A 17,924-nucleotide genomic window follows, 5' to 3' on the forward strand; every position below is an offset into this window, starting at 1 on the left:
TGTGAACCAAAGTCAACAACTAATTTGGAAAGTTATTTGAGCTGCTTTGTTAGGGCAACTTGATTAGTTTATCAGGAATGTTGAACGATGTCAACAACTTTCTGAAAAAACTTTTATCAACTGCCGGTTACCAATGATAACCAGCGCCTCGCTAGAAGCACGTTTGCTTCGTAACGAACAATAACTAGTATAGCGCCTACCCGCTGACTCGTCAACACTTTTTTTAACGAATTTCAGTGATTGGTCTAAAACGTTGATTTATCAGCATTTTGATTTTAAAATTCATTACTCAAGAGCTTTTACCGTTCCAATAACTGGTCCACTTGGTGACATGTTTGCTGCCAATCATCATTGATAATGATTTCAGCATGTCCTTGTAATTTATCAGGCAAGTTTAAATCACGTTGGAACTCTGGTGCAGATAATCGAGCCATCACCCGGTCTTTTGCATCCCCACGAGCAATCAGTCTGTTCTCGAGTTTGACAACATCTTTAATCGTGACATACCAAATCCAGGCCTGGTCCCCTAAAATCTCTTGATAGGTTTCAGCTCCCTTGGTGTCTAAGACAATACTAGCCAGGTTACTTTTCTGCCACGCTTTTTCTAAACCTTCCTTAGAAGAGCCATAATTTGCCTGACTATAATGAACCGACTCCAAATAGTGGTTTAATAAGAAGGAATCTTTCGTTTCAAAATAATAATCAACACCGTCAACCTCACCAGCCCGCTTTGGACGAGTAGTATGCGTGATGACTTGTGGCACTTGCCATTTTTCTTTTAAGTAAGTTGCAATTGAGGTTTTCCCCGCTCCAGCTGGTCCCGTTAAAACAATTACCCGATTCATGGCTCTCTCATCCCCCATTCCTTTGTTTTCTTACCTTATCATCAAAATAATCGACAATCCAGTTAAAAGTTGGTACAATTGATGGCAGTTATATTAAAATAAAGTGAGAAAAGTTATGCGATTACTAAAACGTGCCTTTGCTCGCGAGTCAGCTGCTGGTTACCTTGAGAAGGATCAGCAAATGGAACGCGTGCTTACAACAAAAGACCTGATTGGCCTGGGTGTTGGAACCGTCATTGGTTCTGGAATCTTTATTCTGCCCGGTCATGAAGCCGCAAACAATGCCGGTCCCGCTGTTTCTATCGCCTTTCTGGTGGCAGCTATCTTCTCTGGTATCTGCGGCATGGCCTTTGCCGAATTTTCATCAGCTATGCCAGTTGCCGGATCCGCTTATTCTTACGGATCTGTCATCTATGGTGAAGTGATTGGTTGGATCCTTGGTTGGTCCTTAATTTTGGAGTACTTCCTGGCCGTTTCTGCGATTGCGACTGGGTTCTCTGCCTACTTCAATAATTTGCTCGGCCAAATGGGCTGGGCTCTACCAAAGGCGCTCCAGGCTGGTCCCGGTGCCGGTGGCGTTGTCAACTTGATGGCCGTGGTTATTATCTTAATTTCCGCAGCGATTCTATTTGCTGGTGTCAGCCAATCAAAGAAGATTGAAAACGCCGGTGTTGTCTTGAAGGTTGCCATTATCGCCCTCTTCATTATCGGTGGTCTCTTCTTCGTGAAGGGCCATAACTACGCTGATTTCTACCCTAAGCAATTCCAAACGGGTGTCTTTGGCCTTGGTGGCCTAACCGCCGCAACAGCTTCCATCATCTTCTCCTTCTTAGGATTTGATACGATTGCCGCTCACGCAGCCGAAGTCAAGAACCCAACAAAAACGATGTCTCGTGGAATCTTGGGAACGGTCGCAATTTCCGCTGTCTTGTATACCTTGTTCTCCATTGTCTTGACTGGAATCGTCAACTACAAGAACTTGGGTGTTGATGACCCCGCCGCTTTCGCCTTGCAGGCTGTTAAGCAAACACAGTTCTCAGTTGTCATTACAATTGGTGCTTTAATTGGAATGTTCACCGCTGTGTTGGCCTTGATCTTCGCCTCATCACGTTTGGCTTATTCTTTCGGTCGTGATGGTCTCTTGCCTCGTGGCTTAGGAAAGGTCGCTGGCCCACACCGTCTTCCAGTTAACGCCTTGATTCTAGCTGTTGTTGTTGAAGCATTCTTGGCCGGACTTGTTCCATTAAGTACACTGGCTAATCTGATTAACATTGGTACTTTGACAGCCTTCATGTTTATCAGCTTTGGTGTCTTGTTCTTGCGTAAGCGTCAAGACCTTAAGCACGACGGTTTCAAAATGCCATTCTACCCTGTCCTGCCAGTCATCGCTGCCGGATTATCATTACTCTTAATCCTGCGCTTGCCTGCAGAAACATTGAAGATGTATGGTGTCTGGGTCGTGATTGGTTTGATTTGGTACTTTACTTACGGTATCCGCCATTCTTCACTCAATCAAATCGAAAAGTAAATCAATTAAAAAAGCTGACTGCTTGGGAATCAACCCAGACAGTCAGCTTTTCTTTTGCTCTTATTTACTTTTAACGTCATCAAGTGGTGAAATCAGGGCAGAAAACGCCAAACTTCATTACTTTCATCGCCGTTTTTTCTTATAGAAGAACCGGGTCCTGATTTTTCTGGAGACGCTCGAAAGCTCCGGGCTCAGCCACTTGCAAAACTGGCTTCATCTCTTTAATCACACCATCGTAATCGAAATCGACTTGGTAAAGCTTTTGCCCCACCTTCAACGCCTTCGCAACTTCTTCGTCTTGTTCGCGGTAACGGTTAGCGTACTGAAGCAGTGAAACAGCCAAATCAGCAGCGATAATCACATCGTGGGCCTGTTCCTTTAAGGTATCAAAGTCAGCAGCAACAATATTTAATTGACGCTGCACATCGTCCAGATCGACTTCACCTGCATACACAGCCTCGTCCAGGCGCGTAATTTCGTCACTCACTGCAAAGAATTTTTGTAGAAAATCCTCAGGTAACCCTGGCAAGTCGCGACGTTCAAGCGATCGCTTCACACCGCGAATTTGATCAATATAGCCAGCCGTGTGCTCCTTAGCGGACTTCAAAGCGGGTTGGAACTCCTCAATTTGATGGTACAGGGCGACCTGGTCACTATCTAATTGGCTCAAAATTGAAAACCAATTTTCTTGGCGCGTAACCGCCCAGCTGTATGTCTGACTGCCTTCCTTTAAGGCTCGTTGAACTTCTTGCTGGCTCAACACTAAGCCTTCAATATCATGGTGATAACTAGCTTGGCGGTCCTCTTCTTCATGGCCAAGGATAAAGCGTCCCTTCAAATAAGTTAGTTCAAGGAGCAAAGAATGGTTCTGTTCCTTAACCCGATCAAATTCCGTATTCACACGTTCTTGCTGCTTAAAGTAACGGTGATAAGCCTGATATTCTTCTTCCAACAGATCATACAATTCTTGAATCTTCTGGTTCAAAGTCGTTGAGATAGTATTTGCTTCCTTGACTTTCAAACCTGCAATCGCCTTGAGTCCTTGGAGGCGCAGGTCATCGACTTCATTCAAGGCTTCCTCAACAACACCTTCTGCAAAAACAACGCCACGGTCAGTCAAATCGTGCCAACTCGTGTTTAACTCGTTAATCTGATCCAAGTATTTTTCATTAAAGGTGGTAACTAAAATTGGCAAGTTTTGCATATAATCGAGCACTTGACCAGCAATCATCCCAACCTCTTCAAACTTTTGGGCTGCCTTGACTCGGTCTCCAGACTCAATTAGTTCTTGATAGCGTTGGTACTCTTCTTCTTCATCAAATAAAAAGGCTAATAGAGCAGGGGCACTGGGGCCGTAAGGATTATCTGTCGCTGTTAACCGATCCGTGATATCATCAAAGTCACCGTGTAATTGATCGATTGCCTGACGTTGCATTTGATTTTCTTGCTGAATGTCTTCCAGTCCTGAAACAACCTGTTTTTGCAAGGCAGCCGCTTCCGTCATTTGATCCAATAAAGATTGTAATGACTTCCTTGTTTTCCAAACGTTCAAACCTGCGCTCAGTTGCATTGCTCGATTGATTTCCGCATCAATTGCCGCAAAGCGATGGTTGCGCAAGTCACGATAAATCTTTTCCGTTTCTTGGAAATTTTGCAAAGCTTGGCCCGCTAAAGCGACCTTTCGTGCCGCTGCTAAATCAGTCGCAATGTCTTCATCCATGAGCGCTTTTTTAGCCATGCTAAAATCACCCACCTGCGTAGCAGCCTGCCTTTGTGTCAAAACCGCCCAACCAAGGCCGATTAAGATAGCGATAATCATGATAATTGCAATAATAATCCACATATGTACTAAACCCTCAGCTTTATTTACTAATTAAGTCCACCATACACTATTGACTGTTGAAATTAGACCCATTTACTTCCTTTTATCCCTTTCTTAAGATTTTTTACTCTTTTTCAGCCTAAATTTTGCAAGGAGATTGCAAAAGCATCGACGATGGCTGGGTTTTACCATCAATTTCTCCTTGCTAATTTTCTTCTGATTTGCTATACTTGTTGGAGTTGTATTGAGTAGCAGTCGGTAAAGAAGCGCGTCAACAACGTCCAAACTCGTTAGTAAGGACTTGGCTACAGTCACTGAGAAACGATTTTTCTTGACGCTGCACGCATCTGGTGCCGACCCTCAAATGTACAGCAAAATACATTTTGGAGGACATATACATGTCACGTTATACTGGACCAAAATGGCGTATCTCACGTCGTTTGGGTGTTTCACTTTCTGGAACTGGTAAGGAATTGTCACGTCGTGCTTATGCACCTGGTGACCATGGCCAAGGCCGTCGTGGAAAGGTTTCTGAATATGGAATGCAATTGCGCGAAAAGCAAAAGTTGCGTTTCACTTATGGTTTGACTGAACGTCAATTCCACTCATTGTTCAACAAGGCCGGTAAGGTTCGTCAAGGTACTCACGGTACCAACTTCATGATCTTCTTGGAACGCCGTTTGGACTCATTGGTTTACCGTCTTGGTTTGGCAACTACTCGCCAACAAGCACGTCAATTGGTTAACCACGGTCACATCTTGGTTGATGGTAAGCGCGTTGATATTCCATCATACGAAGTTGTCCCTGGTCAGGTTATCTCTGTTCGCGAAAAGTCAAAGAACATTGTGCCTATCCAAATCGCTGTTGAATCAGTAGTTTCACGTCCACAATTCGTTTCATTTGATGCTGACAAGCTTGAAGGTACTTTCGTTCGTTTGCCAGAACGTGAAGAATTGGATGCTGACATCAACGAAGCCTTGATTGTCGAATACTACAACCGTTTGGGATAATTTAATTAACTCTTTCTGGTTGAAAAGTCACTGCTTATGCGGTGGCTTTTTTCTTTGCTCAAATATTCGGTTGTAAATTAGTCGCAAAGGTCGACTTTAGACGGTTACTCTTCATTCCAAAAAAATATGTTAAACTAGAACAATTATATCAATGATTGGAGAGAAATCATGTCTTGGCTCATTAACATGTTCATCATATTTGTTATTACTTGGGTGGCTATTACCAGTTTGGAAAAACTAAAAACAATAACGGAACAAAGTAAACGCAAAAAGTTATCACTGTCTTTCGGTGCCTCCTACTTCATCTTGGGCTTAATCATCACATTTGTGAGCATCGAAGTTCATCAATCCGCATGGTCAACAAACGGTGCTCTTATGATTGGCTTTGGCATCGCTATCCCACTAATCCTAAGAAAACAACGATAATCCTTACTTGATTGTTTAACCATTCTTTTATAAATGATTTTTTCTACCTGAAGCCAAGCCTACCAAGGGTCTTGGCTTTTTTTATTTATCAAGGGTGTTGCACTTCCATTGTAAATTCACTTTAAAAAATCAGACCAGAGATAACCCACACAATCGCTGAAAAGGGCAACGTTACCAATTGCGATTGTCCCCAGCCACACTTTCATCTTTCACGAATCCAACAGCACAAAAGAACCATCCCCCGTTGTTTGAGGAATGGTTCTTTCTGTTCATACTACCCTACTAATTTTGCCAAAACGGCCGTCAAAACCCGTTGGCCATTTTCCAAATCTGCTGGTGTTGTCGTCTCCTCCGGTACATGACTAACCCCGCCAACGCTGGGGACAAAAATCATGGCAGTCGGCACTTGTTCCCCCATCACCTGCGCATCATGACCTGCACCAGATGGTAGAAATTGGTGCGTCAGACCAACCGATTGGCATGCCCCTGCAATCTCCTCCTGAAGACCCGCATCCATTTGGGTGGGCATAACCGCCGTAGTGCGCTCAAGTTTTGCCCGATACCGGTCCACTAGCTCAGCCACCACACCAACAGCTTCTGACAAGACCGACTGGTCTTGGTGGCGTAAGTCTAAAGCAAAAGTGACTAATCCCGGAATCACATTGGCTACATTGGGCTCTAACTGCACTTTCCCAATGGTATAGCGCAAATCAGGAATCTGCGCTAACTCACGATAGAGGTCTGCCAACAACCCAACTGCCCGTCGTAGGGCGTCGTCACGACAATCCATCGGAGTTGTTCCCGCATGGTTAGCCTGACCCGCTAACTGGATCAAAAAACGTTCTTGACCAACAATGGTTGTCACGATGCCAATATCGGTACCTGCCTTCTCTAAAATCGGCCCCTGCTCGATATGCAGTTCGAGATATTGGGCAATTTTTAAGCGTGACGCCGTTTGCACAAAGGGACTCAAGGCAGCCACTGCCGCCTGGCGAATTTGACCGAAAGTTTGCCCTCTAGCATCAACCAGATGCTCAAAGTCTTTCAAATGTCGCCCGAGCAAGTACTGCGATCCCGTAAAGGTCGCATCAAAGCGTGAGCCCTCCTCTTCTGAAAAAATAACAGCGACGAGCGGCCGCCCCATCCGTTGTCCTGATTTGACGATTTGACTAACCGACAAGACAGCAGCTAAAGCGCCATAAAGGCCATCATATAGGCCACCATCGACAACCGTATCCAGGTGCGAACCAACCAAAATTACAGGTTCTTTGGGCCAAGTTAAATCAGCAGTCGCATACAAGTTGCCGATTTCATCAACCCAGGGTACCAGTCCCAATTCCTTGATAATGTTGACACACTGCTTCTGTGCCTGACACCAGGCCTGGTCATAAACCGTTCGCGTATAACCCTGATTTTTCGTGCGACCAATTGCTTGAAAACTCTCCAAGAGGTCAGTAATTTTTTTATCCTGCATTTCTCTGACTCAATCCAAAACCAAGTAATCCCAACAACAGCAAGGCCGCTGCCAAATCAAAACCAACCGCCAAAGACCCCGTCGCATCCGTTAACCAGCCCGTCAGATATGGCGCCGTAATCGAGGCCAACATCCCCAAAAAGTTATAAAGGCCAAATGTTGTGGCAACTCGCCCCTTTGGTGCATGGCGGCGAATGACCTGCAACAATAGTGGGTCAATGGTCATTTTCCCGGTCAACCCATACAAAATCAGTGCCAGAACAATCTGCTTTGAATTTTGACTCAAGCTTCCCAACACCAATGCCAAGGCTGATAACGGTACAAAAAGGTATAGAAACCGCCTGGCATGTGCTGTTTGATCTAATTTTTTTGCCAAAATTAAGGCACTTGGAATGGCAATCAAGGGCACAATCGAAGCAATCAAACCGACAAAACGTTGGTCAATATTTTTCATTCCCAACAAAAAGGTCGGTAACCAAGTTAACATGGCAATTTGGCCATAAATCGAGCAAAACAAAAGCCAATAAGCACCGATTAGCGGCCGCTTAAAGAATGGTCGCCAAATTTTTGGCGCTAATTTTGCTGCTAACGACGAGATGAGTGATTGCTGTTGGCCACCGCGTGCATTCACCGACTTTCCCCCATACCGAATTGACCGGCCCTCTTTAGGTAAGCCATACAGGTACAGGAAACCGACCATCACCGTTGGTAAGGCAATCACTAAAAAAGGAGTTGACCAGTGGTCCTGATTTTGAATCACCAGCGTACTGGCCAGTAAGGTACCCAGAATCTGTCCAACACCCTGCCCGCTATTAATAATGGCCATGCCCAAAGTTGCATGGCGGTCACTAAGGTTTTGATTAATTAATCCATAGGCTGGGCCGTAAAAACTACCCTGCCCTAGGCCTACCAGGGCCCGCACCAGTAGAAAAAGAGTAAAGGTTGGCACGATACCCGAGAAAAAAGTCATTGCCGCAAAGAAGATAAAGCCCAAAGCGACGATAGCCTTCTTCGAATGACCGTCCGCTAGACGTGAAAACGGCAACTGACTAACCGTGTAGGTTAAAAAAAAACAGATGAAATCAGTCCCAATTCAGCATGGTTCAGACCAAAAGATCGTTGAATTTCCGGCATCACTGGATTTAAGATTGTCCGATCGGCATAGATAAAAACCCAACCAAGAAAATTAATCAAGATGATTTTCTGTGCTAATGATAGATGAAGCCCTGCCCGTTTCGGCTGGATCATGGTCGTTCCTTTCCTTTTTAACCAAGGCTCACGCCTGCCAATGGTGATGATGGTGCCGCCTTTTTCGTCAATACTCGTCCTGGTTTGGCCAGGTAGGCCTTGCGACCAGCTTCAATCGCTAAGTGAAAGGCTTCGGCCATCAGAGGAATGTCCCCCGCTGTTGCCATTGCCGTATTGGCCATGATGGCATCGACACCCATTTCCATGGCTTCGGCTGCTTGACTTGGACGGCCGATTCCGGCATCCACAATAATTGGCAGGTCAATCTCGTCAACTAAAATTTGAATCAAATCTTTGTTCGAAAGCCCTTTATTAGTACCAATTGGTGCGCCCAATGGCATGACGGCAGCTGCACCTGCATCGACTAATTGCTTCGCAATATTGAAATCAGGCAAGACATAGGGCATGACGATAAAGCCTTCTTTGGCCAAAACCTCGGTTGTCTTTAACGTTTCATAGTTATCGGGCATCAAATACTGTTTATCAGGAATCACTTCTAATTTGATAAAGTCACTCCCACTCAGTTCACGAGCAATTCGCGCCATCCGGATTGCCTCCTCAGCGTTCGTGCACCCCGAAGTGTTTGGCAAGATGGTTGTCCCCTGTGGAATAAAATTTAAAATATTTTCCTCAGCTACACTCGTTCGGCGAAGAGCCATCGTGATAATTTCCGCTTTGGCATGGTTAACCGCTGAGTCAATCAACTCGTATGAGTACTTACCAGATCCCAAAATAAAGCGTGATTCAAACTGATGGCCACCGATGACCAATGGATCATTTGTCGACATTTTTTACTCCTCTACTGTCTCTTTTTCTAGAATTAAACGTAGGATTTGGTTCGCCTGGTGCCCCGCACAAATCAGGACACGAGCGGCCATCAATCCTTCTGCTCCCTTGGTCTGGCCATCACCACAAAGGTAAACATGGTCACTTTGCCGGACGGTTTGAATTTGATTGGCATCGTGAACACCAGCTAAGCCATTGCCCATCACGATTGGTGTCTCTGGCAAAACTTCTTGCGCCCGTCTTAACAGCATTGCTTTCGCATTTTGATCATCAAAGGCTTCACAGATGATATCAGCACCGGTAAAGAGGTTCAACACATTGCCCTCCGTCACTCGTTCCTGCCAAGTCGTCACCTCCACAAAGGGGTTAAACTCCAAGATGTTTTGCTTCAGGGCCAAGACTTTTGGTAAACCAACCTGGCTTAATTTAAACTGCTGACGGTTCAAGTTACTATGCTCAATTTCATCAAAATCAATCAAGGTCAAATGACCAACCCCGGCCCTGGCCAGCGCAATGGCAATATTTGATCCTAGTCCTCCCGAACCGGCAATCGTCACATGGGCGGCTGCCAACTTCTCCTGACTGTCAGCCACATTGCGATCCTTCATTTTTAGGTAGACGGATTCCACCGCCTGACCATCAATTGCAATCGTTGTCATTTTTTCTAACCCCCACCTACAAAGGCAATAATTTCTACTTTGTCGTTCTCAACCAGCACCGTTTCAGCCAAAGCCGCTTTCGATAAAATTTGACCATTGAGTTCGACAACCACGTTTTCGTGATGACTGTTTTGCTCTTCAAGTAGACTCAAAACCGTTACACCTGCGACGTTGTCCATCTGTTCGCCATTAATTGTCACCATCTTTTTTCTCCCTTCTGGGTCCGACCACCGAAAAATCAGTTTTTCATGCCAGCCACTACCCACTTTTGTTAAAAATTGAACAAAAAAAGCTGTTTCCACGTCAAAAACGCAAAAACAGCTTTCAAAAAAACTATCATCACTATCTTCCTACGCAGACGTTAATCTAATCAGGTTCAATGGGTATAATCTCAGCCAACCGGCACCCCAGATAATTCGTATTCAATTTTCGAAATCAATATAACATGGATTTTTTAGCCTGTCTACTCAAGAAGCAGGACAAAATTCCACTGGATTTACTAGACCAATTCTAATAAAATTTTCATCGTTACTGATTTTTCATTAGCGGCAATCAACAGACTAGGTCAATCCACCGACAAATGTTGGATAACACCCGAAAATAGCAGACAAGCCTTTAATCTCTACAGCTTTTTCCGTATAATTGTCTGTAGTAAAGTAATTGGAGGATAACCCAATGGATGATGTTAACAGCCGTTTAGAACAGGGGCAGCAAGGTAATGGTGGTCCCAAGATTAACCCTGATGAACAGCGCCTTTACCTAGGCACTTTTCGTGAACGAGTAGTCGCGGCCGTTAAAGAATCAAAGGCCGACGATAGCCAAGTTCAAGATGAACTCAAGGCACGGATGGCCAACTGGCCGGATACGACCTTACTGATTGACCAGGATGCTTGTGGTGATGCCTACATCAACTACTTGCAAATGGCCGTCAGCACCAATCACCCCTACACCCTTCTATCCGATTTTGAAAGAACAACACAAACTGATGACCCCTACGCGGTCGTTCTTGCGGCAAAATCAGCCGTAAACCAGGAATCAATTGACCTGTAACCTGACGAAGCCGGTTTCAACCGGCTTCTTTTTTATCAAGACAAAGTCACACTGATAAAGGAGTCTTCATGCTCGGACAAAAACCACTGGCCTACCGGATGCGGCCAACAAAAATTGAAGAAATCGTTGGTCAAGAAGACCTAGTCGGCGAAAATAAAATCATTTGGCGGATGGTGGAAGCCAAGCGTCTTTCCTCGATGATTCTTTACGGTCCACCTGGAACCGGTAAGACTTCGATTGCCTCGGCGATTGCCGGTTCGACAAACTTTGCCTTTCGGGCCTTAAACGCGGCGACCGACTCGCAAAAGGACCTGCAGGTCGTTGCTGAGGAAGCAAAGATGTCAGGGACCGTCGTCCTGCTTTTAGATGAAATTCATCGTCTCAACAAAGTCAAGCAAGACTTTCTCCTCCCCCACCTCGAATCGGGTGCCATCATCTTAATTGGTGCAACGACGGAAAACCCGTACTTAAACGTCACGCCAGCTATCCGTTCCAGAACCCAAATTTTCCAAGTCCACCCTTTAAGTGACCAAGACATCAAAAAGGCCATCAAACGGGCACTAACGGATAAAGAAAACGGTCTTGGCAACTATCAAGTGAACCTAGCCGACGAAGCCCTCACCCACCTTAGCCAGGCAACCAACGGCGATCTTCGCTCCGCCCTAAATTCCTTGGAATTAGCGGTCCTTTCGACCAAGCCGGATGCAGGTGGGGTTATCCAAGTGACCCTGGAGGTCGTTGAAGAAACTAGCCAACGACAGGCACTCGTAGCCGACAAGGATGGCGATGCCCATTACGACATCATCTCGGCTCTACAAAAATCAATTCGAGGATCGGATGTCGATGCGGCCCTGCATTACGCTGCCCGACTGATTATTGCCGGCGACCTACAAATCCTGGTTCGCCGCCTGATTGTGATTGCCTACGAGGATATCGGCCTCGCTAATCCGAATGGTGCTCAACGCGCCGTGACGGCCATTCAAACCGCTGAAAAATTAGGACTACCCGAGGCACGGATTCCACTGGCCAATGCCATTATTGAATTAGCGCTATCGCCCAAATCAAATTCGGCTTACACCGCGATGGATGCTGCCATCGCCCAAGCGGGCCGCTCAAAGGCCCAATCTATCCCAGACCATCTGCGCGATAGTCACTACAAGGGCGCCGAGAAGCTCGGCCACGGTAACGACTATATCTACCCTCACGACTTCCCAAATGACTGGGTTGCTCAGCAATACCTCCCAGATGCCATCAAGGATGACGCCTACTTCCAGCCGAAGGGTAACTCGAATTTCGAGCAGCAGTTAAAAGACGTCAATCAAAGTCTTAAAAATCAACAGCGTCGTGGCTTAAAATAAACAATACCAATCCGGTTTTGAGCGACAATTTTTGTTGATGATTACTCACAAAAATCAGAATGTCAAGACTAGTATTTTTAGACAAAATCAGTATACTATTAGTGAATACTCTGGTATACGCATTGCTACATTAACAGCTTTTTCCTTACAACCTTTTTATTTTGGACGGGGATCCTCAGGTCATGACATGCCCTTTCGTTCGGTAGTCAAAGCCCCCGGTGAAACGCCCACCTCGATAATTTCGAGGAAAATCTGAGTAGCGGTTAACGGTGCCAATAGAGTATCGTGGGCATGACCCACGGCTCGCCTTCGGGCGGGCTTTTTTTGTGGGCTCTTACTGGTATCCAAACAACTAATTCAACTTTTAATATCAACTAATTTTCTATTCCGTAGAGGCCGCTTTTTATTTTGTCTTAAAAGACTTATAATGAACCTAGAAAGAAAGAGAGGTCTTTACGATGACACAGTCTTACCAGAAGATTTTGGTTCCAGTGGATGGCTCAAAGGAAGCTGAGGCGGCCTTAAAGCGCGCAATCGCCCTGGCAAAAGAAGACGGCAACGTTGAATTAGTGATTGCTAATGTCATTGATACCCGCGCCATTCAAAACATCACATCCTTCGATAACACCATGATTGATACCATCACAGAAGATGCACGTCAGTCATTGGAAACTTATAAAAAGGAAGCCACTGATGCCGGCCTTTCAAACGTTTCATATCGAATTGACTACGGTTCACCAAAGACCATGATCGCAACCGATATTCCAAAAGAAATCAAAGCTGATTTGATTGTGATTGGGGCAACCGGACTCAACACTGTTGAGCGCTTAGTTGTTGGTTCTGTCACTGCTTTCGTCACTCGAATGGCGACAATCGACGTCTTGGTTGTTCGTTGCGAAAAGCTCGCTCAAAAGTAAAAATCAGTAAAAAAATGTCCCTTGCGTAAAAAGCAAGGGACATTTTTTATTTAATATTATTAATTATTGACCGTTGAAAGTTCCAACCTTCTCTTCACCCAATGACTCGAATGAATAAGAAATTTGTTGTTCCTTTTCGTAAGCTTCAAAACCATATTGTACCATCATGTCAGCCAACTTAGCGTTGTTGATATCGGAATAATCCCACAAGCGCTTAAACAAGGACATGTTCGTAAATCCTGGCAGCGTATTTGGTTCCCCTAGGTAAGGAACGTTATTCTCGTCAATTAAGAAGTCCATCCGAGCTTCCCCAGCCAAGTTCAAGACCTGGTAAGCCTTCTTTGCCATGGCTTTAATTTCAGCCGTAACATCTTCTGGTAATTTGGCGGGAATCTCAAAGGCAACGGCTGAGTTATCCACAAACTTTGATTTGTAGTCGTACCAGCCCTTACCATCACCACCCTGGTCCGGAACTTGGTGGGCACCAATCTCAGAAACCAAGATGTCATCGTTACCGATAACACCAACTTCTAATTCACGAGGACCATTAACGGCTGCTTCAACCAAGACCTTGCGGTCATATTTGAAGGAGTCAGCTAAGGCAGCCTGATATTCAGCCTCATTTTCTGCCCGTGAAATACCGACAGATGATCCCTGATTGGCAGCCTTAACAAAGACAGGTGAACCCAACTCTTTTTCAACGGTTGCCCATGTCAGTGGCTGGTCATCATTTTGATAGGTAACCAGATACTTGGTATTGCGGATACCATTGGCCGTCAAAATTTCCTTGGTAATCACCTTATCAAAGGAAATTGCGTGGCCACGCAAGGCAGCGCCAACATATGGCTTCTTCAAGAGGCGGAAAAGACCTTGAAGCGTCCCATCTTCACCTAAGTTACCGTGAACAACTGGGAAAAAAATATCGATTGGCGGCAAATCCTTCAAGGCAGCAATCGGTGCCAACGTTTCCGTTGAATCAATGCTATCCATGTATTCAGCAACCAGGGGTGCCTCATCGGCTTGGTTCATAATTTCAAATGACCGCTTAGCATCCAAGAAAAAACCATTTTGGGCAATTGCTACGACCGAAAGGTCATACTTGCCCGTTTCCTTTAGGGCCTGATAGTAATTATAGGCAGACCGCTTGGAAACATCGTGCTCAGACGAGTTTCCACCAAACAACAACACAACATGTTTTTTGCTCATAACAAAATTCCTTTATTGGTCCACCAAAAAAGCGGACGTCATAGGTAAATATTTTTTTCATTCGCCAATTTGGCGAGACGAAGACAATTAAGAAAGGTAATTCTTAGTCTCTTGGACATATGACCAGACCTTTTCAGGCACCTGGTCTTGACCAAAAGCTAAAATTTGCTGGAAGAAATCAACTCGATTATATAATTTCTGCCAGCGTGACCGAGTTTGTGCAAAGGGCTCGTTCACAAGATCTTGCCGCCACAACTTTAATGACAGCAGTAAATAATCGGCATAAAGGCTATGCTTCCGACTTAAGCGCAAGATGGTACCGACTTGGCGGTTCAGCTCCCCCATCGTTAGCGGTGTATTTAATTGACGGAAATTGGTCATAATACAAGCCAACAAGAACAGCTTGTCAGACCGTGGAACGTCCGTCCGGTCAAAAATAGCGCCCAGTACATTTGCTAAATGAGTATAAGCATGAATCCAGCCATGACCAGGAACGAAACCGCGAGTATCCCGCTCTAGCAGCGTATACAGGCTAACCTGTTCAACAATTGCCATCATCAACTCTGAGCCAATAAAGGGCTCAGCAGCTTGCTGATCAGCCATCAATAAAATCGAAAGAATAGCCAGTGCAAAAGAGCGACCATAAGCACCATCATTTTCTTCCTGCAAAATTTGAGTGAGTAAATGATCGTCGCTAATCATTTCAGCCGTCAACCAGTCTAATTGCTGGTGGCTGAGATGACCGTTTTGGATGGCATTACCAAGAAAGAAGAATGCACCAGTATCACGAATCTTTGCACTCGGTGAAGACAACTGATCCACGAATGCTCGCAAGTCGTCATCAGCCACAAATTGATTTGATTCCTCATGGTTGGCTGACCAAACATCCTGGTAAACCTGCATTTGTTCAATGGCAGCCATCGAGTCTCTGGGACGAGGGGTGGGCTCAGCTGGCTCCATATCCGCATTTTCCTTTAAGACATAGAGTAACTCAGGCAGTGATTCATAAACATCCCCACTGCGTAGCTGTGACAATAAGACCCGTGTTTTTTCATGAATTGCAGCAAGTTCTTCCATAGCACCCTTTTACAAATTAAATTCGTTCGAATCGTTGAAAGTTCGGCTTTGTTGCTGATAAGACATCGACATTATCAGCCCGACTCCAATCATATTCGAAACCAGCGACGACCCTCCCTGTGAAATAAAGGGCAGCGGAATTCCTGTCAATGGTAAGAGACCGATGTTCATCCCAATGTTTTCAAAAACGTGGAACAAAACCATCATAATGACTCCTGTCGCAATATAGGCATAAAAGGCGTTTTTCGCCTTAAACGTTGCCTTAATCATGCGATAAATCAAAAAGAAATACAAAGCAATTAAGAAGGCACCCCCAATGAAGCCAAAGGACTCACCCATTACTGAGAAAATCATATCCGATTCACGAACAGGCACAAAGACTTTCATGTTCCCAAATCCAGACCCAAAAAGTTGGCCAGACCCGATTGCCTTGAGGTTTTGATATGTCTGATAACCGGTATTCGAAGTATCTTGTCCAGGGTGCAGCCAGGCATCAATTCGAGCAAATTGGTAAGACTGGAACCCCAAGGCCCCAAGGATGGTTCGACCAATGGTTGAGGCCACCAAGAAAATCATACCACCGCCTAAGACACCCACGCCCGCAAAGATTGGCCCAAGAATTCGCCAGGTTATTCCAGAGACAACCACAATACCAGCCGTGATTGCCATAAAGACAAGAAGCGTTCCCAAATCGTTTTGTAAGGCGATTAAGAAGGCCAATGGTAAGAAGCATCCGGCAATCTTGGCAAGCAACAACCAATCAGAATCAACACGGTGTGTTGGATACAAACGGTTGTGAGTAGCAACAATCTTCGCTAACATCACAATGTAAAACGGTTTTACAAATTCCGCTGGCTGAATCGAAACTGGCCCTAAGACAATCCACGATTTGGCACCCGCATTCGCATACAAAGCCCGATTATAAAAAATCAGAACAGCAATCAGCAAGACAAAGGACATGGCATAGAGAAAAGGGGCTAATCGCCAGAGCTGGAAGGCATCAAAGTGCATGATGAAGGCAATCATCACGCCACCAGCAATCCAGTAAACAATCTGCATAATGACAGCTTTAATGGGCGAGGCGTCTTTACCGCCGTTTAAAATAGCAAAGTACAGGGAATACAGACCAATTAACATCAGCAAGATTAAAATTAAAATCATGCCCCAGTCCAACTCTGAAGCAGATGGCCGGTCTGTTTTATGTGATGCGATACGCTGCATGGTGAATCTTCCTTTTGCACAAAATTTTAGGTGGTTCTATGTACAAAAACCCTTTGCCACGGCAAAGGATTCTTTTAAAAAATTAATGGTAGAGATTGAATGATGCGAGAATTGCCTGCAAGGCTTCATCGGTCGATTGAGCGCTGGCAATGACAACTTGCTTGCCTAAAACACCAGTATAGCCACCCTGATTTTGTTCGATTTTGCCAATCGGTTGATCATCAACCAAAACCTGGATTTCGTCGTCCTTTGTTACCAAAGATACGCCAAAGCTCTGATTTTTCTTGCTCATGAATACTCCTTATTTCTTCGACATCATGTGTTCCAACAATGCCCCAGTTCCCTTGGCTACGTTGTCCAATGGTGATTCTGAAACAAAAACAGGAACCGTCAAACGGTCAGCAATGAACTTGTCCATCCCGTCGAGCAAAGCGCCTCCACCAGTCAACATCACACCACGATCGATGATGTCAGCTGCCAATTCAGGCGGCAACTTTGACAAAGCCAAGTGTGCAGCGTCAGCAATTTGAACCAACGTGCCATGCAAAGCTTCTTCAATTTCGTTTGAGTTCACAGTGATGGTCTGTGGCATGCCTTCAAAGTTGTCACGACCACGGACAGTCATTGTCTTTGGCTCGTCAGACTTCAAGGCAGAACCGATTTCAATCTTGATGGTTTCTGCTGAACGTTCACCAACAACCAAACCATGTTCACGCTTCAAATAGTTCACAATATCGATGTTCATGCGATCACCGGCAACCCGGATTGATTCAGAAACAACGATGTCACCCAATGACAAGATGGCGATATCAGAAGTTCCACCACCCATATCGATGACCATTGAGCCAACCGGCTTAAAGATATCTAAACCAGCACCAATAGCGGCAACCTTTGGTTCGTAATCCAAGTAAACCTTGGCACCACCGGCCTTTTCAGCAGCTTGGATGATTGCCTTACGTTCAATTTCACTAATGTTTGTTGGGGCACAGATCATGATGTTTGGCTTTGACATAAAGCCTTTAACGTTCAACTTATTAACAAAGTAAGTTAACATCGCTTCTGTAATATCGAAGTCAGAGATGACTCCATCCTTCAAAGGACGAACGGCCCGGATATTTCCAGGTGTTCGACCAACCATCCGATAGGCTTCAGCCCCAACGGCCAAAACACGGTCAGTCTTGTCGTCAACGGCGACAACGGAAGGTTCATTAAGGACCACACCTTCGCCTTCAACGTAGATCAAAACGTTGGCGGTTCCCAAATCAATTCCAATATCTCTTGCCATGGTTATTATTTC

At 45.1% G+C, this 17,924-nt stretch carries 19 protein-coding genes and 1 riboswitch; of the genes, 6 read left to right on the forward strand and 13 right to left on the reverse strand.

Annotated elements, in window-relative coordinates; all coding sequences use genetic code 11:
* Nucleotides 1-299 precede the first annotated feature (299 nt).
* On the reverse strand, nucleotides 300-845 hold the full coding sequence (locus FT12353_RS04060) for a guanylate kinase (protein WP_373299327.1): 546 nt from the start codon (nucleotides 843-845) through the stop codon (nucleotides 300-302).
* A 115-nt stretch (nucleotides 846-960) separates the two neighbouring features.
* On the opposite strand from FT12353_RS04060, the gene FT12353_RS04065 reads away from it, so the two are divergent.
* Nucleotides 961-2,373, forward strand: a complete 1,413-nt coding sequence (locus FT12353_RS04065; RefSeq protein ID WP_203618582.1) for an APC family permease — start codon at nucleotides 961-963, stop codon at nucleotides 2,371-2,373.
* Nucleotides 2,374-2,512: 139 nt separating this feature from the next.
* Here FT12353_RS04065 and FT12353_RS04070 read toward each other — a convergent pair whose 3' ends face one another.
* Nucleotides 2,513-4,216, reverse strand: coding sequence for a septation ring formation regulator EzrA (locus tag FT12353_RS04070; protein WP_203618584.1), 1,704 nt, complete (start codon nucleotides 4,214-4,216; stop codon nucleotides 2,513-2,515).
* Between the two features lie 377 nt (nucleotides 4,217-4,593).
* On the opposite strand from FT12353_RS04070, the gene rpsD reads away from it, so the two are divergent.
* A complete protein-coding gene (rpsD, locus tag FT12353_RS04075; RefSeq protein ID WP_047974713.1) occupies nucleotides 4,594-5,205 on the forward strand; it encodes a 30S ribosomal protein S4 in 612 nt (203 codons plus the stop codon).
* A 168-nt stretch (nucleotides 5,206-5,373) separates the two neighbouring features.
* Nucleotides 5,374-5,631 (forward strand): hypothetical protein, encoded by a 258-nt coding sequence (locus FT12353_RS04080; RefSeq protein ID WP_203618586.1) that lies wholly within the window; start codon nucleotides 5,374-5,376, stop codon nucleotides 5,629-5,631.
* Nucleotides 5,632-5,905: 274 nt separating this feature from the next.
* Here the strand turns inward: FT12353_RS04080 and FT12353_RS04085 are convergent, their stop codons facing one another.
* The 6 genes from FT12353_RS04085 to thiS are packed head-to-tail and all read right to left on the reverse strand — an operon-like array spanning nucleotide 5,906 to nucleotide 10,001.
* Nucleotides 5,906-7,105, reverse strand: coding sequence for a Zn-dependent hydrolase (locus FT12353_RS04085; RefSeq protein WP_203618595.1), 1,200 nt, complete (start codon nucleotides 7,103-7,105; stop codon nucleotides 5,906-5,908).
* Nucleotides 7,095-8,150 (reverse strand): MFS transporter, encoded by a 1,056-nt coding sequence (locus FT12353_RS04090; protein ID WP_239061176.1) that lies wholly within the window; start codon nucleotides 8,148-8,150, stop codon nucleotides 7,095-7,097. Before FT12353_RS04090 ends, FT12353_RS04085 begins: the two co-directional genes overlap by 11 nt.
* Nucleotides 8,151-8,167: 17 nt before the next feature.
* Nucleotides 8,168-8,353, reverse strand: a complete 186-nt coding sequence (locus FT12353_RS08505) for a hypothetical protein (protein WP_239061177.1) — start codon at nucleotides 8,351-8,353, stop codon at nucleotides 8,168-8,170.
* A gap of 17 nt (nucleotides 8,354-8,370) precedes the next feature.
* Entirely contained in the window at nucleotides 8,371-9,141 is a 771-nt protein-coding gene (locus tag FT12353_RS04095; RefSeq protein ID WP_059393707.1) for a thiazole synthase, read from the reverse strand.
* Between the two features lie 3 nt (nucleotides 9,142-9,144).
* Nucleotides 9,145-9,798, reverse strand: a complete 654-nt coding sequence (thiF, locus tag FT12353_RS04100) for a sulfur carrier protein ThiS adenylyltransferase ThiF (RefSeq protein WP_203618596.1) — start codon at nucleotides 9,796-9,798, stop codon at nucleotides 9,145-9,147.
* Nucleotides 9,799-9,803: 5 nt separating this feature from the next.
* The gene (gene thiS, locus FT12353_RS04105; protein ID WP_203618598.1) at nucleotides 9,804-10,001 is read right to left on the reverse strand and encodes a sulfur carrier protein ThiS; all 198 of its coding nucleotides are present in this window, start codon (nucleotides 9,999-10,001) and stop codon (nucleotides 9,804-9,806) included.
* A 127-nt stretch (nucleotides 10,002-10,128) separates the two neighbouring features.
* A riboswitch (TPP riboswitch) is annotated at nucleotides 10,129-10,218 on the reverse strand.
* A 255-nt stretch (nucleotides 10,219-10,473) separates the two neighbouring features.
* Between thiS and FT12353_RS04110 the strand changes: the two genes are divergently transcribed.
* From FT12353_RS04110 to FT12353_RS04120, 3 genes are all read left to right on the forward strand, one after another.
* A complete protein-coding gene (locus tag FT12353_RS04110) occupies nucleotides 10,474-10,848 on the forward strand; it encodes a YueI family protein (protein ID WP_203618600.1) in 375 nt (124 codons plus the stop codon).
* A 68-nt stretch (nucleotides 10,849-10,916) separates the two neighbouring features.
* Nucleotides 10,917-12,206 carry a replication-associated recombination protein A gene (locus FT12353_RS04115; protein ID WP_203618602.1) on the forward strand — a complete coding sequence of 430 codons (1,290 nt, stop codon included), beginning with the start codon at nucleotides 10,917-10,919 and terminating at the stop codon, nucleotides 12,204-12,206.
* 458 nt (nucleotides 12,207-12,664) lie between these two features.
* The gene (locus tag FT12353_RS04120) at nucleotides 12,665-13,123 is read left to right on the forward strand and encodes a universal stress protein (RefSeq protein ID WP_059393711.1); all 459 of its coding nucleotides are present in this window, start codon (nucleotides 12,665-12,667) and stop codon (nucleotides 13,121-13,123) included.
* Between the two features lie 63 nt (nucleotides 13,124-13,186).
* Here the strand turns inward: FT12353_RS04120 and FT12353_RS04125 are convergent, their stop codons facing one another.
* The 5 genes from FT12353_RS04125 to FT12353_RS04145 form a co-directional block, all read right to left on the reverse strand.
* Nucleotides 13,187-14,329: a D-alanine--D-alanine ligase family protein gene (locus tag FT12353_RS04125; protein ID WP_168778678.1), complete on the reverse strand. Its 1,143-nt coding sequence runs from the start codon at nucleotides 14,327-14,329 to the stop codon at nucleotides 13,187-13,189.
* 87 nt (nucleotides 14,330-14,416) lie between these two features.
* Nucleotides 14,417-15,406 carry a DUF2785 domain-containing protein gene (locus FT12353_RS04130; RefSeq protein ID WP_203618604.1) on the reverse strand — a complete coding sequence of 330 codons (990 nt, stop codon included), beginning with the start codon at nucleotides 15,404-15,406 and terminating at the stop codon, nucleotides 14,417-14,419.
* Between the two features lie 9 nt (nucleotides 15,407-15,415).
* On the reverse strand, nucleotides 15,416-16,627 hold the full coding sequence (locus tag FT12353_RS04135) for an FtsW/RodA/SpoVE family cell cycle protein (protein WP_059393715.1): 1,212 nt from the start codon (nucleotides 16,625-16,627) through the stop codon (nucleotides 15,416-15,418).
* An 82-nt stretch (nucleotides 16,628-16,709) separates the two neighbouring features.
* A complete protein-coding gene (locus tag FT12353_RS04140) occupies nucleotides 16,710-16,919 on the reverse strand; it encodes a DUF2969 family protein (RefSeq protein ID WP_059393716.1) in 210 nt (69 codons plus the stop codon).
* 9 nt (nucleotides 16,920-16,928) lie between these two features.
* Nucleotides 16,929-17,912, reverse strand: coding sequence for a rod shape-determining protein (locus tag FT12353_RS04145; protein ID WP_203618606.1), 984 nt, complete (start codon nucleotides 17,910-17,912; stop codon nucleotides 16,929-16,931).
* Nucleotides 17,913-17,924: the final 12 nt, after the last annotated feature.

It is taken from the genome of Fructobacillus tropaeoli (genome assembly GCF_016860625.1).
GTDB classification, from domain to species: Bacteria; Bacillota; Bacilli; order Lactobacillales; family Lactobacillaceae; genus Fructobacillus; species Fructobacillus tropaeoli.